Genomic DNA, 21,142 nt, shown 5'->3' on the forward strand with positions numbered 1-21,142 from the left:
CTTGAAGAGGGCATAAGGGCGGATTCTGCCTCTGGTTCGGACTTTTGCTCCCTCTCTCCCTATCCCTGGGATGAGGGTTGGGGGAGGCGCGCGCCATGGCGCGTTGAGTTCCAAGTCCCCTCTGCGCGTGCCGAGGAGCGGAGCTTTTCGCGGATCAGGGCCGCGCGTGTTTGAGCCGAAGGCGAGTTTGCGCGGACCCCGCGAAAAGCGAGCACCGCAGGTTGCCCGCAGCGAAGCGGAGGGACGCGCGCAGTGGGGTCGCCTTTTCTTTGGTTACTTTCTTTTGGCGAGACAAAGGAAAGTGACTCGGCTGCCGGGACGACGCCCCGGCTCCTGCCTCAAACAAGGCGCACCGTACAAACAGAGCCCATAGAGCCCCCCGGAGGGAAAGAGAGCAATACCTCAGCGCCCCGCCCCACCAGCACTGAACGACCGACCCTCCATCTGCCCCGCCCGCTCCGATCTCCCGATCAACCAGGCGCACCAGGCCGACACCGCCCCCGCGAACAGCACGTACATGCAGATCTGCCAAGGCTGCCCCCCACCCGACTTCAGCAGCGCCGTCGCAATGATGGGCGTGATGCCGGAGGCGAAGATGCCCGAGAACTGGTAGACGAATGAGATCCCCGTATACCGCACCTTCGCATCGAAGAGATCGCAGAAAAGCGCCGCCTCGGGCCCGTACACCGAGGCGTAGAGGATGCCGAAGGGCACGATGATCGCGAGCCAGATCAGCAGCACGTTGCCGCCGCTGTGCGTCATCAGCCAGAAGCCGGGAAACGCGGCGATGGCCGTGATCAGCGAGCCCCACATGTAGACCTTGGGCCGTCCCAGCCGGTCGGACAGGCGCCCGAAGAAGGGAATGGTGAAGATCATCACCACCGCCGCTGCCATCACGCCCAGCAGCGCCTCGGTGCGGCTGATCTTGAGCGTGCTGGTCAGGTAGTTGATGGAGAACACGCCGAAGACATTGAAGAACACGCCGTCGATGTAGCGCGCGCCCATGCCCTTGAGCACGTTGCCGGGGTAGCGCCTGATCATGTCCATGAAAGGGATGCGCAGCTCGGCGTTGCGCGCCTTCACCGCGGCGAACTCCGGCGTCTCCTGCACATGCAGGCGGATGTACATGCCCACCGCCACCATCACGCCCGAGATCAGGAAGGCAATGCGCCAGCCCCAGGCCAGGAACTGCTCGTCGGTCAGCAGGAAGGACAGCAGCGCCACCACGCCCGAGGCCATGCACAGCCCGATCGCCAGGCCGATCTGCGGCAGCGAGGCGTAGAAGCCGCGCTTTTCCTTCGGCGCGTACTCGTAGGCCATGAGCACTGCGCCGCCCCATTCGCCACCCAGGCCGATGCCTTGCGCCACGCGCAGCAGGAGCAGCAGGATGGGCGCGGCGACGCCGATCTGCGCATAGGTCGGCACCAGCCCGATGAGGAAGGTGGCCACGCCCATGATCATCAGCGTGAGGATCAGCATGCTCTTGCGGCCGATCTTGTCGCCGAAGTGGCCGAAGATCACGCCGCCCAGCGGCCGGGTCACGAAGCCGACCGCGAAGGTGGTGTAGGCCAGCAGCGTCGACACCACCGGGTCGCTGCCCGGGAAGTAGAGCTTGTTGAACACGATGCCGGCCACCACCCCGTAGAGGAAGAAGTCGTACCACTCGATGCTGGCGCCCACCAGCGCCGATGCCACTACGCGTCGAATCGCCTTCTCGTCGGTTGCACTCATGTGTTGTCTCCAGTGAAGTATGTCGTTGTGGATGCCCTTTCTGCGAGGGCTGGGAAGGGAACTCAGCGGGCGAGGGCGGTGGCGTCCTCGCGGATCAGGTCGACGGCTTTCTCGGCCATCATCACGGCCGCCGCATTGGTATTGCCCGAGACCAGCGTGGGCATGACCGAGCAGTCGACCACGCGCAGGCCGCCGACGCCGTGCACGCGCAGGCGCGCATCGACCACGGCCAGCGGGTCGCTGCCCATGCGGCAGGTGCCGCTCGGGTGGAAGATGGTGGCGCCGTTGTTGCGGCAGAACTCGAGCAGGTCGGCGTCGCTCGTCGCGTCCGGCCCCGGCTTGACCTCGCGCCTGACGTAGGGCTGCATCGCCGGCGAGGCCGCGATGGCGCGCGCCGCCTTCACGCCGGCCACCGCGGTCGCGCGGTCCCGCTCCGTCGACAGGTAGTTGGGTTGCATCTCCGGGGGCTCCGCCGGGTCACGGGAGCGGATGCGGATGTGGCCGCGCGACTCCGGCCGCAGTTGGCAGATCGACAGCGTGAAGCCCGACCAGGGATGCACCTTGCCACCCGCCATGTCGGCGGACAGCGTGGCCACGTGGAACTGGATGTCGGGTGTGCTTGCCACCGGCTGCCCGCTTGCATCGGTCTGCGCGCGCATGAAGCAGCCGCCCTGGTTGATGCCTACTGCCAGCGGGCCGGTGCGATGCATCAGCCATTCGAGGCCCATTTTGGCCTGGCCGATCCAGGAGTTGAGCTGGTCGTTGGTGGTGATCGGCTTGGTGCACTCGTAGCCGAGGCGGATCTGCAGGTGGTCCTGCAGGTTCTCGCCCACGCCCGGCAGCTCGTGCACCAGCGGCACGCCGCGCTGCTCCAGTAGCGCCCGCGGCCCGATGCCCGAGAGCTGCAGCAACTGCGGAGACTGGATAGCGCCGGCGCACAGCAGCACCTCCGCGCGGCAGCGCGCGGTCTTCGCCACGCCGGCATGCGTGTAGCGTACGCCGACCGCGCGGCGGCCCTCGAACACCAGGCCGGTGGCCAGCGCCTCGGTCGCGATGCGAAGGTTGCCGCGACCCTTCGCCGGCCCGAGATAGGCCTTGGCCGTGCTGCAGCGCCAGCCCTGGTGGGTGGTGAGCTGGTAGTAGCCGGCGCCCTCCTGGTCGGCGCCGTTGAAGTCGTCGGTGCGCTTCACGCTGAGCGGGCCGATCTGCTGCGCGCCCTCGATGAAGGCCTCGATCAGCTCGTGCTCCGCGCCGATGTCCGAGACCTTGAGCGGGCCGTCCCCGCCATGGAACGCATTGGCACCGCGCTGGTTGCCTTCGGACTTGATGAAGTAGGGCAGCACGTCGTCATAGCCCCAGCCCGTGTTGCCCAGCGCGGCCCAGTGGTCGTAGTCCTCGCGCTGGCCGCGGATGTAGATCAGGCCGTTGATCGAGCTGGAGCCGCCCAGCGTCTTGCCGCGCGGCCAATAGATGCGCCGGCCGTTCATGTTCGGGTCCGGGTCGGTCTCGAAGCGCCAGTTGTAGGTAGAGCTCCACATCGTCTTGCCGTAGCCGATGGGCAGGTGGATCCAGAGCGAGTTGTCGGCCGGCCCCGCCTCCAGCAGCAGCACCCGCGTCGCCGGGTCTTCGCTGAGCCGCCCGGCCAGCACGCAGCCGGCCGAGCCGGCACCCACGACGATGTAATCGAACTCTTCTTCAAAGGGCATGCAGGGCTTCCGGCAATGGAACAATCGCTTCGGCTGCCGATCCTAGGCGATGGATTTTCGGAACGCAATGTTCCACTTTAGAGGTTTACCCGTATGACGCGTCCTGCGCGAAGCGCTGTTGCTGCACCTGCTGTTGTCTCCAAGAAGCGCCCCGCGGCGCGCGCGTCGGCGCCCGCGGCCCAGGCCGAGGAGCCGGCGACGGGCTCATCGGCCGAGCGCAGCCTGCGCCTGCTGGCCCTGCTGGCCAACGAAGGTCGCGCGCTGTCGCTGGCCGAACTGGCGGCGCAGCTGTCGCTGCCCAAGGGCACGGCGCATCGCATCTGCACGCAGCTCCTGGCGACGGGCTTCCTGGCGCGCGATGTGGACGAGCGCATGTTCAGCGTCGGGCCCGCGCTGCGTCAGCTGGCCTTCGACACGCTGAACCACGGCGTGGTGCGCGGGCTGCGGCACGAGGTGCTGTCGGAGCTGGTGCACCAGGTCGGCGAGACCTGCAACTTCACGACGCTCGATGGGGTGCAGGTGCTGTACCTCGACCGCGTCGAGGCGCAATGGCCGCTGCGGCTGACGCTGGATGTGGGCTCGCATGTGCCGCTGCATTGCACGGCGAGCGGCAAGCTGTTCCTGGCGCAGATGGAGAAGAAGGAGCGCGATGCGGTGATCGGGCAGATCACGCTGGCGCGGATGACTGCCAACACGATCACCGATGCGGACCAGCTGCGGGCCGAGTGCGAGGCGATCGTCAGGCAGGGCTATTCGACGGACCGGGAGGAGTTCATCGCGGGCCTGGTGGCGGTGGCGGTGCCGGTATTCGATGCGGCGGGCAAGCAGCGCGCCGCCATTGCCGTGCATGCGCCGACCGCGCGGATGACGATGGAGGATGCGATCAAGAGGATCGGGGCGTTGAGGGAAGCGGCGGGGAGGATGGCGGGATTGCTCTGAGACATAAGGCGGCGAGACCTCACAGCCGCTCGCAGAAATCCATCAGGTGGTTGCGAAACCAGCGGTGGCTTGCATCGCGCTCGGCCACCTCGTGCCAGATGAGGTAGACGGGAAAGCTGGGCATGCGCAGCGGCACCGCGTGCGATTTGAGGCGGAAGTGATCGGCATACAGGTGTGCCATGCGCCGCGGCAGCGTGCAGATCATGTCGGAGGTCTGCACCATCACCGGCATCGACAGGAAGTGCGGGACGGTCACCGCGATCTTGCGGGCGAGGCCGCGCTTGGACAGTGCCAGGTCGATCATGGGCATGGCGTTGGTGCGCGGCGCGAGGACGACGTGGCGCAGCCCGAGGAAGGTCTCCAGGCCGAGCTTCTCGCCGATCTCCGGGTGGTCGCGCCGCGACAGGCTCAGCAGCGTCTCGGTCAGCACGCACTTGTTCCGGTAGGCCGGCTCCTGCGGCACGAAGTAGTCCAGCGCCAGGTCCACGGCACCGTCGCGCAGCTCGCCCTTGAGCTGCGCACTGGGCTCGGGGCGGATCCTGATGCGGATGCGCGGTGCCACCTTGGCCAGCCAGTCCACGAAGCGCGGCAGGATGATGGTTTCGCCGTAGTCCTCCACCGCGACCACGAATTCGCGGTCCGAGTGCGCGAAGTCGAAGTCGCCGTCCCCGCGCAGGCCGCGTTCCAGCGCATCCAGCGCCTGGCGGATCGGCTCGGCCAGCGTCTTGGCGCGCGAGGTCGGCACCATGCCCTGGCCGCTGCGCTCGAACAGCGGATCCCCCAACCGGTCGCGCAGCCGGCCCAGCGCGTTGCTCACCGTCGGCTGCGAAAGGTGCAGCGTGCGCGCGGCCTTGGAGATGCTGCGCTCCTTGTAGACGGCGTCGAAGATCACCAGGAGATTGAGGTCCAGCGAGCGGAGGTTCATGGTTCGCAATGCTATTTGGAATATGAATATTCGCAATTCAACAATGAAAGTAGCCGAATGACCTGACCCTCTGAACAATGCGCTGCATACCCAAGGAGACAAGCGCATGACAGAGGCCGCAGCCACCGTGCTGATGGACCGCCCGCTCGATGGCGTGGCGCGCCTGAAACTGAACCGCCCCGAAGCGCGCAACGCGCTGAACCAGGCGTTGCGTCGCGCGCTGGCCGAGGCTTTCGCGCAACTGGACCAGGACGAGAGCGTGCGCTGCGTCCTGCTGTGCGGCGGCAGCCATTGCTTCGCCGCCGGCGCGGACATCAAGGAGATCGCCGCGCTCGGTGCGAGCGAGGTCTGGCGCCTGGCGGTGCCGCGCTATTGGAAGCCCATCGCCGAGTTCTCCAAGCCGCTGATTGCGGCCGTGGCCGGCCCTGCGCTGGGCGGTGGCTGCGAGCTCGCGCTGCATGCCGATGTGATCGTGGCCGCGCGCAGCGCCCGGTTCGGCCAGCCCGAGGTGACGGTCGGCATCATGCCCGGCGGCGGTGCGACCCAGCGCCTGATGAAGACGGTCGGCAAGTACCGCGCGATGAAGCTCATGCTCACCGGCGAAGCGGTGGGCGCCGACGAGGCGCTGGCCATGGGCATGGTCAGCGAAGTCGTCGACGACGAGGCGCTCGAAGCGCGCGCGCTCGAGCTCGCCGCGCTCATCGCCGCGCGCCCGCCGATGGCGCTGCGGTTGCTCAAGGAGGTCGCGCTGGCCGGCGCGGACGCGCCGCTCTCGGCCGGGCTCCTGCTGGAGCGTCGCGCCTTCGAACTGCTGTTCGACAGCAGCGACCAGAAGGAAGGCATGCAGGCCTTCTCCGAGCGCCGCGTCCCCCGCTTTGCCGGGCGCTGAGCCGCTCCCCGCCGAATTTCACTGACCGACAAAGGAAAAGACTTCATGCGTGCAGACGTTGCGATCGTCGGCTACGGGCGAACGCCCTACAGCCGGGCCAAGCCGGGGGAGCCGGTGCTTACCGTGGACGAATACATCGCCTGGGCGGCTGACCTCGCCCTGCAGAAGGCCGGGATGTCCAAGAACGACTTCGATGGCCAGGGGCTCGGGGTCTCGCATGCCGAGGTCGCCCACACCGTCAACTGGTCGGCCGCCACTGCCGAGAATCTGGGCATCAGCCCGCAGGTGCTGCTGCGCGGCGACCAGGGCGGTGCGTCGGCGGCGTCGATGCTGATCCGCGCGGCGGCGATGATCCGCAGCGGCATCGTCGACCGGGTGCTGGTGGTCGGCGCCGATACGCCGCTCAACATCCCCTCGCTGGCGCCTGGGCTGCCGCTGTCGCCGGAGCGCACGCGCGGCGTGTACTGGGACTTCCAGGGGCCCTTCGGCGTGATGGGGGCGAGCGCGCAATTCGCGCTGGTGCAGACGCGCTACCAGCACCAGTACGCGCTGAAGTCCGAACAGCTCGGCAAGATCGCGGTGACCAACCGCTTCCACGCATCGCTGCATCCCGGGGCGATCTATCGCCAGCCCTTCACGCTGGAGGACTACATGCGTTCGCGCGTGCTGTCCGACCCGATCCGCCTGCTGGACTGCGTGCCGATCGTCAATGGCGGCCTGGCGTACATCGTCACCTCGGCAGAGACCGCCCGCACGCTCACCGACCGGCCGGTGTACCTGCTGGGCGCCGGCGAGGCGAACAACTACTACCACGGCTCGCGCGCGCTGCCGGACATCACGACCACCGGCTATGCGGTGGCCGCGCCGCTCGCCATGCAGCGTGCCGGCGTGCGGCACGAGGACATCGATTTCCTCCAGCCCTACGACGACTATCCCTTCATCGCGATGATGACCATCGAGGACCACGGCTTCTGCCGGAAGGGGGAGGGCGGCCGCTTCGTCGAGGAGCACGACCTGCGCTTCGACGGCGACTTCCCGATGTCCACCGACGGCGGCCAGCTGTCGGGAGGGCAGCCCGGGGGGGCCATCGGCGGCTTCATGCCGCTGGTCGAGGCGGTCACGCAGCTGCGCGGCGAGGCCGGCGACCGGCAGGTGCGCGACGCCCGCATCGGCATCGCCTGCGGCTTCGGCGGCATTCCCTACGGCAGGCCCGGCCGCAGCTGCATTTCCCTCATCCTCGGAACGGAGCCCTGAACATGGCAGACCTCTACCCGGACAAGCCGCAGCCCACCATCACCGACCTCACGCGACCGTTCTGGGCCGGCGCCAGGGAGGGCCGGCTCATGCTGCAGAAGTGCCGGCGCTGCGCCACCTTCAACTTCCATCCCAAGCCCTGGTGTATCGAATGCGGCAGCCGCGAGCTGGACTGGACCGAGGCCAGGCCCTTCGGCACCGTGTACTCGCACACCGTGTCGCGCTCGGTCGCGATGAACTACCCCGGCTGGGAAGCCGAGCTGCCGGTCGTGATGTGCCTGATCGACCTGGATGACGGCGCCCGCATGTACGGCCAGCTGACCGACTGCGCGCCCGCTCTGGTGCGCGTCGGCATGCGGGTCGAGGCGCATTTCCAGGCGATCGGCGAGGAGGCCGGCATCCCGCGCTTCCGGCCCCTGCGCGAAGGCGCAGCCGGGGAGCGCTGAACATGGCGCATGACGTCCCCGACGCGCAGACCCTGCGAAAGGCGGCTATGCGCGACGTGCCCTTCGACTGGAAGGATGCGCTGCGCTTCGACGATCTGCTGACGCCCGAGGAGATCATGATCCGCGACGCCGCCCGCGACTATGCGCAGGGGCAGCTGATGCCGCGCATCCGCGAGGCGCACCGGCACGAGACCTTCGACGTCGGCGTGATGCGCGAGATGGCCGAGCTCGGCTTCCTCGGCGCCACCATCGAGGGCTTCGGCTGCGCCGGCATCAGCTACGTGGGCTATGGGCTGATTGCGCGCGAGTTCGAGCGGGTCGACACCTGCTTCCGTTCGGCGCTCGGCGTGCAGACCACCCTCAGCATGACGCCGATCTACCTGTTCGGCAGCCAGGAGCAGCGCGAGCGCTACCTGCCGGCGATGGCGCGTGCGGACAAGCTGGGCTGCTTCGGCCTCACGGAGCCGGACCACGGCTCCGACCCCGGCAGCATGAACAGCCGGGCGCGCAAGGTCGACGGCGGCTATCTCCTGTCTGGCACCAAGACCTGGATCACGCATGCGCCGATTGCGGACCTGATGGTCGTCTGGGCCAAGGACGACGATGGCCGCGTCCGCGGCTTCATCCTCGAGCGCGGGATGAAGGGCCTCGCCACCAGCAAGATCGAAGGCAAGTTCTCGGTGCGTGCATCGCCCACCGGCCAGATCATGATGGACGACGTCTTCGTGCCCGAGTCGCAGCGCCTGCCCGGCGCCAGCGGCATCGGCGCTCCCTTCGCCTGCCTCAACAACGCGCGCTTCGGCATCTGCTGGGGCGCGCTGGGCGCGGCCGAGTTCTGCTGGCATGCGGCCCGGCAGTACGCGCTGGACCGCAAGCAGTTCGGCCGGCCGCTGGCGGCCAACCAGCTGGTGCAGAAGAAGCTGGCCGACATGCAGACCGAAATCGTGCTCGGCCTGCACGCCTGCCTGCACCTGAGCCGGCTGCGCGACCAGGGCCGCGCCAGCCCGGAGATGGTGTCGCTGCTCAAGCGCAACTGCGCGGGCAAGGCGCTGGACATCGCGCGCGCCGCGCGCGACGTGCATGGCGGCAACGGCATCTCCGACGAATACCACGTGATCCGCCACGTGCTCAACCTCGAGACCGTCAACACGCTCGAGGGCACGCACGACATCCATGCGCTGGTGCTGGGCCGGGCGCAGACGGGCATCTCCGCCTTTTCCAACTGACGCCCACTGAACACCAACCGACCGATCTTCAGCCATGACCCTTTCGAACCTGGACCGCGCCGAGGTGGTGAAACGCCTGATCCACCCGCGATCGATCGCCGTGATCGGCGCCTCGGCCGACTTCGGCAAGATCAACGGCCGCCCGCTCAAGCACCTGCTGGAGAAGGGCTACGCCGGCCGCATCCTGCCGGTCAATCCCAAGTACCGCGAGATCGCGGGCATGCGCTGCCATCCGGACATCGAGAGCCTGCCCGAGGCGGCAGACCTGGCGATCATCGCGGTACCGGCCGCCGAAGTGCTCGGCGCCGTCGAGGCGCTGGGGCGGCGCGGCATCCGCGCCGCGGTGATCTTCAGCTCCGGCTTCGGCGAGATGGGCGCCGCGGGCCGCGCGAGGGAGGAGGCGCTGGCGCAGCGCGCGCGCGAATGCGGCGTGGTGCTGTGCGGGCCCAACTGCCTGGGCTTCATCAATGCCTTCGACAAGGTCTACGCCACCTTCAGCCAGTACGCCGACGGCGAGACCGGCCCGGGCCCGATCGCCTTCGTCACCCAGTCGGGCGCCTTCGGCACCGCCATCGCCGCCCTGGTGCGGCAGCGCGGCCTCGGGCTGGGCTACTTCATCAACACGGGCAACGAGGCCGACCTCGGCTTCAGCGAGCTGATGGGGAGCGTCATCGAGGATCCGCGCATCCGCGTCGCCGCCGGCTACCTCGAGGGCCTGGAGGATGGCGCATCCCTCGTCCGCCTGGCGCAGCGTTGCCAGGAACTGGGCAAGCCGCTGGTGCTCACCAAGGTCGGGAGGATGGCTTCGGGCGCGCGCGCCGCCGCTTCCCACACCGGCGCGCTGGCGGTGGAGGACGCGGTGTTCGACGCCGTGATCCGCCAGTACGGCGTGCTGCGCGCGCGCAACGAGGAGCAGATGCTCGACATGCTCGAGGCGCTGAGCCAGCCGCGCACCGCCGCCGGCAACGGCCTTGGCATGGCCACCCAGTCGGGCGGCGCCGGCGTGATGATGGCGGACCGCGCCGAGGAGATGGGGCTTGCCGTCCCCGAGCTCGCGCCGGCCACGCGGGCGCGGCTGACCGAGGTGATGCCGGCCTTCGGCGCGATGGGCAATCCGGTCGACGTGACCGGCCAGTTCGTCGCTCGCCCGGAGCTGCTGCGCGAGTCGGTGGTGGCGCTGATGGACGACCCGGGCGTGCATGTCGGCATCGTCTGGCTGCAGCTGATGACCGCCCACGTCGACGTGCTGGTGCGCATCTTCGGCGAGATCCAGGCCCGCACCGACAAGCCCTTCTTCGTCTGCTGGGTGGCGGCGCCGCAGGAGGCGCTGCGGCGGCTGCGCGCACTCGGCATCGTGGCCTACACCGCCGGCGAACGCGCGGTGGAGGCGGCAGCTGCGCTGGCGCGCTGGAACGCCTTCCGGCAGCGCGCCGCTGCCGCTGGCCGGCAGGCCCTTCGACCGGCCGCTTTGCCGGCGTTGCCCACGGACCTGCGCGACGGCGTGCAACCGACCGTGCAGGCCACCGAGTGGCTGCGCGCGGCCGGCGTGCCCATGGCCCCGGTGGCCCTGGCGCATGACGAGGACCAGGCCGTCGCGCTGTGGCGCGCCGCGGGCGGCCCCGTGGCGCTGAAGATCGAATCGCCCGACATCACCCACAAGACGGAGGTGGGCGGCGTGCTGCTCAAGCTCGATGACGAGGCGGCTGTGCGCGGGGGCTTCGCCACCTTGATGCAGCGTGCCGCCGCGGCCGAGCCGGCGGCACGGCTGCACGGCGTGGTGGTGCAGGGCATGGCTCAGGGCCACGTCGAGCTGGTGGTCGGCGTGCAGCGCGATTCTGTGTTCGGCATGGTGGTGATGGTCGGCATCGGCGGCGTGCTGGTGGAAGTGCTCAAGGACGTCGCCTTCCGCCGTGCACCCTTCGACGAGCGCGAGGCGCTGCAGATGCTGTGTGAGCTGCGCATGGGCGCGTTGCTCGATGGCGTGCGCGGCCAGAGCGCGGTCGATCGCAATGCCATCGCGCAGATGCTCGCCGGCCTGTCGCGCTGGGCCGCGGCGATGCAGCAGCGGCTGGCCGAGCTCGACCTCAACCCGGTGCTGGTCGGCCCTGACGGGCCGGTGGCCGTGGACTGCGTGATGGTGCTGCGCGAGCAGCACACGGGCAGCGAGGCCGGCGGCTGAATCTGCCACCGGCCCGTCATCTCAGGATTCCAACGACAAAGGAGACACAGGCATGCGCTTCACTTCACGAATCATCGAGGGCGTCGGCACCGCTGCTGCTGCGGCGGCGCTGCTGCTCGGGGGCAGCCAGGCCCTTGCGCAAGACCCCTATCCGAACCGCCCGGTCACCGTCATCGCGCCCTACAGCGCGGGCGGCGATGCCGACCTGGCGGCGCGCAACTTCGCGGCCGCCGCGCAGCGCGCGCTCGGGCAGGCCGTGGTGGTCATGAACAAGACGGGCGCCAGCGGCGTGATCGGGTCGGCCCAGGTCATCGCGGCGCCGCCCGACGGCTACACCCTGCTGCTGGCGCGCACCGGCTCGCAGGCCATCCTGCCGGCCATCATGCCGTCGACGACCAAGTACAAGTGGGACGACTACACCTTCATCGGGACGCTGGAGCTCAATCCCTACGGCTGCATCGTCAACGCCAAGTCGCCCTACAAGACCTTCGAGGACCTGGTCGGCGCCATGCGCACCAAGGGCAAGAGCATGAACTTCGGCACGGCCGGGGTGCTCACCACCAACGACATGGGGCCGCGGCAGCTGTTCAGGATGCTCAAGCTCACCGACCAGACGCCGACCCAGATCCCCTACAAGGGCACCGGCGAGGCCTCGATGTCGCTGGTCGCCGGCCAGACCGAGTTCGCCTGCGGCAGCCTGGGGTCCTTCATCTCGCTGATCAAGAGCGGCGCGCTGAGGGCGCTGATGGTCACCAGCGCAGAGCGCATGGCCTCCATGCCCGAGGTGCCGACCGCGCGCGAGCTGGGCTATGCCGAGATGGAGGGCATCGTGGGGTGGAGCGCGGTCTTCGGCCCGCCGAAGCTGCCGGCCGAGGTGCGCGACCGGCTGGCGGGTGCGCTCAAGACCATCGCCGCGGACCCGGCCTGGATCGCAGCGACCGAGCAGACCGGCTCGGTTCCCTTCGTCCGCCCGGCGGAGGAGACGCGCGACTTCGTGCGCAAGCAATACCAGCTCTACCGGTCTCTGGGCGAGCAGCTCAACATCATCGACTCGAAGATGTAGGGCACGCTTCTGGTGCGAGGCCGGTCGCTCGACGCGATGGGCCTCGCCCGCGAAGAATGCATCGGGGTCGACTGCTCTAACAGAGATTCTCGCTTTTTGTCGCCGCACCGGCGATGTCTTGCTTGGTTAAAGATAAAGTCGTGCGAGTCGGATTGAATTGTATGGAACTGCATAAAAAATAATGCATTGGAATGATTTTAAAAATTGATTCCCTGCCAGAATTCGCCGAACTTCCTGAATAACCAAGGCTGAATCGCGCGAAATAAACGTTTGTAGAATTGGCTGAATTTTAATCAACAGAGTGACTCTTGCCAGGTCGATCAGAGGGGATTCGTCCGCGTATATGCAGATGCCTCTGATCTTCGTTCAATTGCAGTTTCTCGAATCCTCGCGTCGCTTCGTAAAAAATCAAGATATCGAGGCGCAATGATTGGATTGCGAATCGGGAATTTTTCTCATTGCGTAGTCTTTTGGCAGATCGGTACTGATTTGTGACGTGCGGATCTGCGCCATGCCGTTATTCTGGAAAAAATCAATCTTCCATTTGGAAGTCATTGCATGCCTATAGGGCGTTCGATTTTTGGATAGCGCATGAAGAAGACGGTCTCAATCAGCCCCGCATCCCTGTCGCAACTGCTCAAGGAGCGCTTCGAGGCCATGCTGCCCGTGGTCGCCGGGCGCAGCATCGTGCAGTGGGAGCTTTGCGACACGGCCGATGCGGACGTCGTCGTCCAGGAACACGGTGACCGGCTCAGCCTGTGCATCACGCACGAGAGGGGACTCCTTGCAGATGCCGGCACCTTGCCGATCGAGCGCGACTTCCGCGTCGCCACCCTGATGCAGACGCTGGACCTCGCCGCCGTACGCGTGCTCAATCGCCGCGACTCGGCCGTGCGGACCGCGCAGGGCTCCATCGCCGATCAGGGGGCGCCCCTGTACCAGCTCAAGTACTGGGACGTGCCTGGACACCGCACGCCGATGAAGGTCCTGCGCACCCTCGCCGCCATGACGCGGCGGCCGGTTTCGCGGGAGTGGATGACGACCGTGGGCGGCCTGAGCCCTCCCGAGGCGGATTCGCTCCTGGCGGGCCTCGAACTCCGAGGCGCGCTGCGCAGCAGCAGCGCGCAGCGTGTTCCGCAGGCGGCACCGAGGGCGCAGGCGGGCTTCGTGTCCCGTCTCAAACATTGGCTGCGCGGAGGGCGGGCCACTGTCCCTACGGCGGCGCCGAGATGACACCCCGCATCGTGCTGTTCGGTCCCATGGGCATCGGCAAGACCACGGCCATCCGCACCTTGTGCGGCGACACCGCCGTCGATTGCGATGTGCCCAACCTGGACGTCGAAGCCCACGACAAGGAGACCACCACGGTGGGCGCCGAGTTCGGGATCGTCTGCCTGTCCAACCACGACGAGCTCCACGTCTACGGCAGCCCGGGACAGGATCGCTTCGGCTTTCTCCGCCAGTGGCTGCTGAGCCTTGCCGTCGGGACGATGGTGCTGGTGGACGTCAATCAGCCCGATGCCTTGCCGTACGCCGCCGAACTCGTCGCGCAGTTCCAGCGGCTTGCGCCCGGCGCTGCCGTCGTCGTGCTGTCGGCGCGGCCGTCGCCGCCGGCGACGCTGAGAAGCTTTTCGCGCCAGTTGGCGGATCACGCCGGGATGGCGATCCCCGTGCTCGCGGTCGACGTTCGCGAACCGGACCAGATGTTCAACGCCCTGGAACTGCTGGTTGCAGTCCTGCCTGACTGAGGTAACGCCCATGCCCGCCCTGAAGAGCCGAGCGCAGGCGCTGGCCGCGCACCAGGCCAAGGCCCTGCACTACACCGTGATCCTGCGCCGGTACACGGAAGAGACCATCGACCTGAGCGCCGCGGTGATTGCCACGGTTGACGGCATCCAGGTCGCGTCGCTGAGCATCAAACCGGGTCTCCGGCCGGACCATCTGGCGGCCATGGCCAGTTCGCTGCTGGCGGTGGCCGGCGCTGCCGGGCGCGAGGTCGGCCACAGCGCATGCGACCGGCTCCTCATCGAATCCCGCACCGGCACCCTGCTCATCAAGCCCCTGGGGACCACCGGTGAGCTGGTTCTTTGCCTCGCGATGTTGCCCGGGAGCGTGCTCGCCAAGGCGCTGTGGTCCGCCGACGAGATCGCCAAGGCCCTGGCGTCCAGCTGATGTCGCGGCGCGCAGTCCCCGGTTCGTCACCTTCCTCGATTTCCTCAACCTGAAAGAAAGCAAGCTCCTATGGCTTCCATCAACGATTCTCTCTCCACCCTCATGGGCATCGACGGCGCACTTTGCTGTGCCCTCGTCGACAGCGGCTCCGGCATGATCCTCGGCCAGGCCGGCTCGGGCATCGACATGGAGCTGGCGGCAGCCGGCAACACCGAAGTCGTGCGTGCCAAGATGCGGACGATGAATTCGCTCAAGCTCAACGACAGCATCGACGACATCCTCATCACGCTGGGAAAGCAGTACCACATCATCCGCCCGTCGGTTGCCAGCGCCGGCCTGTTCTTCTACGTCGTGCTGGACAAGGCCCGCGCCAATCTCGCGCTGGCGCGGCGCAAGGTGCAGGATGTCGAGACTGCGGTGAAGCTGTAGGGGGACGGCTCGCGCCTTCTCAGGGCACGAACATCGTCCAGGGCGACTCGCCCTCGCGCAGCGCGCGCCGCGCCGTGATCCCGGACAGGGGCTCGCCGGCTTCGAAGCGGGCGATCATCTCCTCGGGATCGAACACGATCCCCATGAAGTTCTCCGCGTAGGCCGCGCCCGCGAAGAAGGCCTCCAGTTCCTCGGCGCGCTCGAACACGTCGTACTGCAACTCCAGGCGATGGCCGTCGGGGTCCTTGTAGTAGAGCGAGATCGTGGGGCCGTGGTTGATGCTCCAGTAGGGCTGGATGTCCTGCGCGTGCAGGCGCCGGTAGGTGGCCATCAACTCGCCGAGCGAGGCATAGGTGAAAGCGATGTGCTCCAGTCCGGTGTGCGCATCGCCTGCAGCCCCAAGCTCGGGCCGCGCGATCAGGCCGATGCGGTGATGCTCCTCGTCGTAGGTAAGGAAGCACACCATCGCGTTCTCGAAGGCCGGCCTCGCTTCCAGCACCTTCAGATACCAGGCGCGCGAGCGTTCGAGCTCGGACACGCGCAGCACCACATGGGCCAGCTTCACGGGGCGCACGGGCGTGGCCTGCGCGTCGGGCAGTCGTCGTGGGGCGTTCATGTCTTGTCTCCAGCAGGTTCGTGAATGACCAGGTTCTCGATTGCGCCGATCGATTCGATCTCCACGCGCACCACGTCGCCGGTGCGCAGGTAGCGCGGCGGCGACATCAGCCCGCCGCAGCCGGCCGGACTGCCGGTGGACAGGACGTCGCCGGGCTCCAGCGTGAAGGCGGTGGTGAGCTCGGCGATCATTTCGCCGATGCGATGGAGCATCTCGCCGGTGCTGCCGTCCTGCCTCAGCTCGCCGTTCACCCAGGTGCGCAGGCGCAGCGCATGCGGATCGGCGATCTCGTCGCGCGTCACCAGCCAGGGGCCGAAGGGACCGTGGGTGTCGAAGGACTTGCCCAGCGTGTGGGTGGGTGCGCGCAGCTGCCAGTCGCGCACGCTCAGGTCGTTGACGACCACGTAGCCGGCGATGACCGCGTCGGCTTCATCGGCGCGCACGTGGCGGCAGCGTTGCCCGATCATCACTCCCAACTCGCCTTCGTAATCGAGTTGATCGGAGACCCGGGGCTTGTGCACCGGGTCATAAGGACCGGCGACACACGAGACCTGCTTGTTGAACCAGACCTGGCCTGTGGGGCGTGCAAGCCCGAGCCTGGCCGCTTCCTCGAGATGCGATGCGTAGTTGCCGCCCAGGCCCAGGAACTTGCGCGGCGCCGGCACGGGCGCGCACAGCTGCACCTGCGCCAGCGGCAGCCGCGGGCCGAGACGCGCGGCCTGCCGCACCCAGGCGAGGCCTTCGGCGCTGCGCTCCAGCAGTTCGCGCAGGCTCGCCGGCGCGCCGGGCAGGGCCGACACCTCGACGACGTCGTCCCCCTCGACCACGCCGTACTTCAGCGTGCCCTGGTGTTGGGGGCGGAAGGTGGCCAGCTTCATCCTTTGTCTCCTTCGAATCCGAGGCTTTCGATGATGTGGATGGAACGGTGCGCCGACAATCGGGCCGCGAAGAACGCAACGTTCCACCGGGAGAACGCCGGGCCGGCGATCATCGCGGGCACAAGGAGACACCGAAGACATGGAAGACCTCAATGACCTGGTGTTCTTCGCCAGGGTGGTCGAGCACCAGGGCTTCTCGGCCGCGAGCCGGCAGCTGGGCGTGCCCAAGTCGCGCCTGAGCCGGCGCATCACGCTGCTGGAAGAGCGCCTGGGCGTGCGGCTGCTGCAGCGCAGTTCACGCCGGCTGGTGCTGACCTCGGTGGGCGAGCGCTTCTACGAACGCTGCCAGGCGATCGTGGCGCTGGGCGAGTCGGCGCATGAGCTGATCCAGGAAGCGGTGGCGCAGCCGCAGGGGGTGCTGCGCGTGAGCTGCCCCCTTACGCTCGCGCAGTTCTGGCTCACGCCCTTGCTGCCGGCATTCATGAAGGCACATCCCCGGGTGCGGCTGCTGCTCACGGTAAGCAACCGTCGCGTCGACCCGCTGGAGGAGCCGATGGATGTGGTGCTGCGCGTGCGCCGTCCGCCGTTCGATGATTCGAGCCTGGTGGTGCGTCCGCTCGGCCGCACGCACGACGTGCTGCTGGCCAGCCCCGCGCTGCTGCGCGAGCGGGGCATGCCGGAGGACGTGCCTGGACTCCAGGCGTGGCCGACGCTCTCGCTTCCGGCGGAGGGCGAGCGCCATGCGTGGCTGCTTCGCCGCGATGCCGATGCGGCCGAGCTGGTGCACGCGCCGCGGCTGGTCTGCGGCGACATGTTCGCGCTCAAGCGCGCGGCGCTCGAGGGTTTGGGGGTGGTGCTGCTCCCCGGGATCCTGTGCCGCGAAGAGCTGGGCGACGGGCGGCTGGTCCGCGTGCTGCCTGAATGGGGCTGTACCGAGAGCGAGATCCAGGCGGTCTTCCCGTCGAGGCGCGGCATGCTGCCGGCGGTGCGGGCGCTGGTGGACTTCCTGGCCGCGCATCCGGCGGGCTGAGCAGCGAGCGCATCGTCGACGCGCCGCCACGGCCGCCGGTGTCGCGGCGCCTGCGCAGACGTCCGATCTCGTGGGGCGGGGGCCCGGCGATCGGACGCTTCGGCTGCGTTACAGCGGCAACTGCTCGCCGCGGGCGGCGCCAAGCGCCTGGGCGCGAACCGTGGTGCGCTCGACGCTGCCGCCCGACATCCGCGCCACGCCTTGGCCGTAGCCTTCGGCATAGGGGTTGGCGCTGTGTGCAGCGGCGACGGCCTCGCTGCGCACGCTGCCGCGGTCCATCGAAGTGACCAGGACAGGCGCGACGCGCGACGAGACGCCTTCCGCGTACGGGTTCTCGCTGCGTGCGGCGACGATGGCTTGTGTGCGCACGTCGGCACGGCTGTTGGCCGAGACCGGCGCATGCACGCCATGGTAGGTCTCGGCCTGTGCGCCGGCAGCGGCGAAGAGCGAGAAAGCGGCTGCGGCAATGATCTTCGAGGTGTTCATGTCAGTTCCTTCAAATGGATGGGATGTCGAATCGGTCGGGGGGATCGTCATTCCCGCCTTTCGAGCGGGTGTCGCTATTGCAGCGCGCCGATGTATCGACGATGTGTCGCCCCAGCCGGACTTTTGAACTGACGTGTAATCGCCAAGGCGACGAACACACTGGAATACAACTGCCGGTGCGCTCTACTCGAAGAGCGGCAGCAGCTTGAGCCGCTGAACCTTGCCCGAAGGCCCCCGCGGCAGCTCCTCCACGAAGCGGTAGTGCCCCGGCGCCTTGTAGCGCCCGAGCGCGCCCGCGCAGTACGCGCGCAGCTCCTCCTCGGTGCAGGCGGTGCCCTCGCGCAGGATCACGCAGACGCCGATCTCCTGTCCGTAGTGGCGGTCGGGCACGCCCACGGCGGCCGCGTCGCGCACCGCGGGATGCGCGAGCAGCGCCTCGTCGATCTCGCGCGGCGCGATGTTCTCGCCGCCCTTGATGATCAGCTCCTTGATGCGTCCGGTGACGAAGAAGAAGCCGTCTGCATCGCGGTGCCCCAGGTCGCCGGTGCGCAGCCATCCGTCGGGCGTGAAGCTGGCGCGCGTGGCCTCGTCGTTCTTGTAGTAGCCGAGCATGACGTTGGGCCCGCGGATCGCAAGCTCGCCGGTGGTGCCGTCGGGCACTTCGGCGAGCTGCGCGTCGATCACACGTGCTTCGCACCCGGTGGCGCGGCCGACCGAGCCCAGCTTGCGCTTCGCAGGGTCCATGGGGTTGGAGAAGGAGGGCGCGGCGGTCTCGGTCAGGCCCATGGTCTCGACGATGCCGATGCCGAACATCCGCTCGAAGGCGCGGTGGTGCTCGGGTGGCAGCGCGGCGGAGGCCGAGCGGCAGAAGCGGATGCCGGCGGTCTGCGCCGCCGGCGGCTGCGGGCCTTCGAGCAGGTAGGAGATCATGGTCGGCACCACGTTGATCCAGCTGCACCGGGCCTGCGCGGCCTGTTCCCAGAAGCGGCCGGCGGAGAACTTCGGCGGCATCGCCAGGCTGCCACCGTGCGCGAGCGGTGCCAGCATCGTCACGGCAAAGGCGTTGATGTGATAGAGCGGCAGCACCGCGAGCACGCGATCGGCCGGGCCCAGGCCATGCTCGGTGCTGATGGCTTGCGCATTGGCTGCGAGGTTGCCCTGGCTCAGCATCACGCCCTTGGGCATGCCGGTGGTGCCGGAGGTGTACATCAGCAGGGCGATGTCCTCGGGCGCCGGGGCGGCATCTTCGCCGAAGGCGCCGATGTGGGGCGCTTCGGCCTCACCCGGCAGGGCCGCGGCCTCGGGCTCGACCACCATCATCGATACCTGGCGCTCGATGCCCTGCAGCATGGCGCGCACGTGTTCTTCCCACTCGGGCGAAACGCACACCACGCGGCAGTCGGAATGCGCGAGCACATAGCGCATCTGCTCGGGCTGCGACAGCAGGTTGACGGGGTTCACGCACAGCCCGGCATGCATCGCGCCCAGCAGCACGCGCAGGGTCTGCAGGCCGTTGGGCATGACGAGCGAGACGGTGTCGCCCGGCTTCGCGCCATGCTGGCGCAGCACCGCCGCGACGCTGCGGCATCCTTGCGCCAGCTCGGCGTAGTGCAGTGGCGCGCCGCCCTCGGTGGACAACGCGTAGATCGCCTCGGGCCGGCGCGCAGCCTGCTCCTCGATCAGGGCGCGAACGGTTGAGCCGCTCACTCGGCACCATGCCTGGCGAAGAACTCGCCGAAGATCTCCTCCTGGCTCGGCACGCGCTCGGGAATCGGCCGCGACACGCGCGTGATGTTGAGGAAGTGCCGGTAGTTCATGTTGTCGGAGAAGTTGTTCTTGCCCCAGGTGCCGCAACCCATCGACAGCGAGAAGGGCAGCCCGTTGTTGAAGCTGCCGCCGGTGGCGATGCAGTGCGCCTGATCGACGATCACCCGGGACACCTTCAGCGTCAGGCCCAGGCGCATCGCGCGCTCCGGCTCGGCGCTGTGCAGCCCCACCGAGTGGCCCGCACCCTCGTAGGCGTAGATGCGATCGACGATGGCAGCGGCTTCATCGAAGTCCTTCGCGGCATAGACGGCGAGCACGGGGCTCAGCTTCTCGCCCGAGTACGGATGCTCGTGGCCGACGCCGTCCTCGGCCACCATGAGGATGCGCGGATGGCGCTCGGCGATCGCGAGCCAGCCGGCGCGGCCCGCGGCGTCCTGCGCTGCCGCGCGTTCGGCGATCTCGCCTGCCGACTTGCCGATCACCGCGGCCGAGAGCTTGCCCTCGGGCCACATCAGCGACTGCAGGGTCTTCTTCTGCGCCGCATCGAGCATTACCGCGCCGCGCGCCTCGAGGGCGGCGATCATGGGCGCACGCACCGCATCGACGACGATCAGGCTGTTCTCGGACGAGCAGCTGGTCGCGTTGTCGAAGGTCTTCGACAGCACGATGCGATCGGCCGCCAGCGCGGTGTCCGCAGTCTCGTCGACGATGCTGGCCACGTTGCCCGCGCCCACGCCGAAGGCCGGCGTGCCGCTTGCGTACGCAGCGCGCACGTTGGCCTGCGAGCCGGTAGCCACCACCAGGTCGCACAGGCGCATCAGCTCGCTCGTGGCCTGCTTGGTGACCGGGGAGGGCAGCAGTTGCACCAGGTCGCGCGGCGCACCGATGCGGTCGAACTGCGCATGGATGAATTCGATGAGGCGTGCGGCCGTCGACCAGCCCTTGGGGGAGGGCGCGACGATCACCGCGTTGCGCCCCTTGAGCGCGTTGATGATCTTGTTGGCCGGCGTCGCGCCGGGATTGGTCGACGGTGTGACGGCGCACACCACGCCCACCGGGCGCGCGATCTCGACGATGCCGCGTGCCGGGTCTTCCGAGATCACGCCCACCGATCGCGCGCCGCGCAGGTCGCGCAGCAGGCCGAAGGTCTTGCGATGGTTCTTGCTGACCTTGTCTTCCACGTTGCCGATGCCCGTGTCGGCAACCGCCAGCTCGGCGAGCTCGCGGTTGCGCTTCGGCTCGATGATGGCCCAGCCGGCGGCGGCCACCGCCATGTCGACCTGTTCCTGCGACCAGGTTTCGTAGATGCGCTGGGCCGCGCGCGCGCGGGCCACGAGTTCGGCGATGGGGCCGGTAGCTTTGGGGGATGCTGAGTGTTCCATGGGCGTCAATCGGGGTAGTTGCTT

Annotated in this window: 20 protein-coding genes; 12 read left to right on the forward strand and 8 right to left on the reverse strand. The window is 68.2% G+C overall.

All coding sequences use genetic code 11. The features are described 5' to 3' along the window. Nucleotides 1-402: 402 nt before the first annotated feature. Nucleotides 403-1,731, reverse strand: a complete 1,329-nt coding sequence (locus tag E5P3_RS09970) for an MFS transporter (RefSeq protein WP_162585824.1) — start codon at nucleotides 1,729-1,731, stop codon at nucleotides 403-405. A gap of 62 nt (nucleotides 1,732-1,793) precedes the next feature. Continuing rightward, nucleotides 1,794-3,437: a GMC family oxidoreductase gene (locus tag E5P3_RS09975; RefSeq protein ID WP_162585825.1), complete on the reverse strand. Its 1,644-nt coding sequence runs from the start codon at nucleotides 3,435-3,437 to the stop codon at nucleotides 1,794-1,796. 93 nt (nucleotides 3,438-3,530) lie between these two features. Here E5P3_RS09975 and E5P3_RS09980 point away from each other — a divergent pair, with 93 nt between their 5' ends. Then, nucleotides 3,531-4,376, forward strand: coding sequence for an IclR family transcriptional regulator (locus E5P3_RS09980; protein ID WP_162585826.1), 846 nt, complete (start codon nucleotides 3,531-3,533; stop codon nucleotides 4,374-4,376). A gap of 19 nt (nucleotides 4,377-4,395) precedes the next feature. Here the strand turns inward: E5P3_RS09980 and E5P3_RS09985 are convergent, their stop codons facing one another. Beyond that, nucleotides 4,396-5,301, reverse strand: a complete 906-nt coding sequence (locus E5P3_RS09985) for a LysR family transcriptional regulator (RefSeq protein WP_162585827.1) — start codon at nucleotides 5,299-5,301, stop codon at nucleotides 4,396-4,398. 106 nt (nucleotides 5,302-5,407) lie between these two features. Between E5P3_RS09985 and E5P3_RS09990 the strand changes: the two genes are divergently transcribed. The 10 genes from E5P3_RS09990 (at nucleotide 5,408) to E5P3_RS10035 (ending at nucleotide 14,959) form a co-directional block, all read left to right on the forward strand. Then, the gene (locus E5P3_RS09990; protein ID WP_162585828.1) at nucleotides 5,408-6,190 is read left to right on the forward strand and encodes an enoyl-CoA hydratase-related protein; all 783 of its coding nucleotides are present in this window, start codon (nucleotides 5,408-5,410) and stop codon (nucleotides 6,188-6,190) included. Between the two features lie 45 nt (nucleotides 6,191-6,235). Continuing rightward, a complete protein-coding gene (locus E5P3_RS09995) occupies nucleotides 6,236-7,444 on the forward strand; it encodes a thiolase family protein (RefSeq protein WP_162585829.1) in 1,209 nt (402 codons plus the stop codon). Nucleotides 7,445-7,446: 2 nt separating this feature from the next. Continuing rightward, nucleotides 7,447-7,890, forward strand: coding sequence for a Zn-ribbon domain-containing OB-fold protein (locus E5P3_RS10000; protein ID WP_162585830.1), 444 nt, complete (start codon nucleotides 7,447-7,449; stop codon nucleotides 7,888-7,890). 47 nt (nucleotides 7,891-7,937) lie between these two features. After that, complete coding sequence (locus tag E5P3_RS10005; RefSeq protein WP_162589622.1) at nucleotides 7,938-9,116, forward strand: acyl-CoA dehydrogenase; 1,179 nt, start codon at nucleotides 7,938-7,940, stop codon at nucleotides 9,114-9,116. Nucleotides 9,117-9,150: 34 nt separating this feature from the next. Then, on the forward strand, nucleotides 9,151-11,295 hold the full coding sequence (locus tag E5P3_RS10010) for an acetate--CoA ligase family protein (RefSeq protein WP_162585831.1): 2,145 nt from the start codon (nucleotides 9,151-9,153) through the stop codon (nucleotides 11,293-11,295). A gap of 52 nt (nucleotides 11,296-11,347) precedes the next feature. Continuing rightward, entirely contained in the window at nucleotides 11,348-12,358 is a 1,011-nt protein-coding gene (locus E5P3_RS10015) for a Bug family tripartite tricarboxylate transporter substrate binding protein (RefSeq protein WP_162585832.1), read from the forward strand. A 591-nt stretch (nucleotides 12,359-12,949) separates the two neighbouring features. Further along, the gene (locus tag E5P3_RS10020) at nucleotides 12,950-13,591 is read left to right on the forward strand and encodes a hypothetical protein (protein ID WP_162585833.1); all 642 of its coding nucleotides are present in this window, start codon (nucleotides 12,950-12,952) and stop codon (nucleotides 13,589-13,591) included. Beyond that, nucleotides 13,588-14,106: a GTP-binding protein gene (locus E5P3_RS10025; RefSeq protein WP_162585834.1), complete on the forward strand. Its 519-nt coding sequence runs from the start codon at nucleotides 13,588-13,590 to the stop codon at nucleotides 14,104-14,106. Before E5P3_RS10020 ends, E5P3_RS10025 begins: the two co-directional genes overlap by 4 nt. A gap of 10 nt (nucleotides 14,107-14,116) precedes the next feature. Beyond that, complete coding sequence (locus tag E5P3_RS10030; protein ID WP_162585835.1) at nucleotides 14,117-14,530, forward strand: roadblock/LC7 domain-containing protein; 414 nt, start codon at nucleotides 14,117-14,119, stop codon at nucleotides 14,528-14,530. A 69-nt stretch (nucleotides 14,531-14,599) separates the two neighbouring features. Continuing rightward, complete coding sequence (locus E5P3_RS10035; RefSeq protein ID WP_162585836.1) at nucleotides 14,600-14,959, forward strand: hypothetical protein; 360 nt, start codon at nucleotides 14,600-14,602, stop codon at nucleotides 14,957-14,959. Between the two features lie 19 nt (nucleotides 14,960-14,978). On the opposite strand, the gene E5P3_RS10040 is transcribed toward E5P3_RS10035, so the two are convergent. Both E5P3_RS10040 and E5P3_RS10045 read right to left on the reverse strand, forming a co-directional pair. Further along, nucleotides 14,979-15,575 carry a VOC family protein gene (locus E5P3_RS10040; RefSeq protein WP_162585837.1) on the reverse strand — a complete coding sequence of 199 codons (597 nt, stop codon included), beginning with the start codon at nucleotides 15,573-15,575 and terminating at the stop codon, nucleotides 14,979-14,981. Further along, nucleotides 15,572-16,453, reverse strand: coding sequence for a fumarylacetoacetate hydrolase family protein (locus E5P3_RS10045; RefSeq protein ID WP_162585838.1), 882 nt, complete (start codon nucleotides 16,451-16,453; stop codon nucleotides 15,572-15,574). Before E5P3_RS10045 ends, E5P3_RS10040 begins: the two co-directional genes overlap by 4 nt. Before the next feature lie 139 nt (nucleotides 16,454-16,592). Between E5P3_RS10045 and E5P3_RS10050 the strand changes: the two genes are divergently transcribed. Beyond that, nucleotides 16,593-17,483 (forward strand): LysR substrate-binding domain-containing protein, encoded by an 891-nt coding sequence (locus E5P3_RS10050; RefSeq protein WP_162585839.1) that lies wholly within the window; start codon nucleotides 16,593-16,595, stop codon nucleotides 17,481-17,483. A gap of 108 nt (nucleotides 17,484-17,591) precedes the next feature. On the opposite strand, the gene E5P3_RS10055 is transcribed toward E5P3_RS10050, so the two are convergent. The 3 genes from E5P3_RS10055 to sauS all read right to left on the reverse strand — a co-directional run bounded on the left by E5P3_RS10055 (nucleotide 17,592) and on the right by sauS (nucleotide 21,118). Further along, the gene (locus tag E5P3_RS10055; RefSeq protein ID WP_162585840.1) at nucleotides 17,592-17,969 is read right to left on the reverse strand and encodes a helicase SNF2; all 378 of its coding nucleotides are present in this window, start codon (nucleotides 17,967-17,969) and stop codon (nucleotides 17,592-17,594) included. A gap of 183 nt (nucleotides 17,970-18,152) precedes the next feature. Next, complete coding sequence (locus tag E5P3_RS10060) at nucleotides 18,153-19,676, reverse strand: AMP-binding protein (protein WP_162585841.1); 1,524 nt, start codon at nucleotides 19,674-19,676, stop codon at nucleotides 18,153-18,155. Further along, complete coding sequence (gene sauS / locus E5P3_RS10065; protein ID WP_162585842.1) at nucleotides 19,673-21,118, reverse strand: acylating sulfoacetaldehyde dehydrogenase; 1,446 nt, start codon at nucleotides 21,116-21,118, stop codon at nucleotides 19,673-19,675. The genes E5P3_RS10060 and sauS overlap by 4 nt, the downstream gene beginning before the upstream one ends. Nucleotides 21,119-21,142 lie beyond the last annotated feature (24 nt).

Origin of the sequence: Variovorax sp. RA8 (assembly GCF_901827175.1) — a bacterium.
Taxonomy (GTDB): Bacteria; Pseudomonadota; Gammaproteobacteria; order Burkholderiales; family Burkholderiaceae_C; genus Variovorax.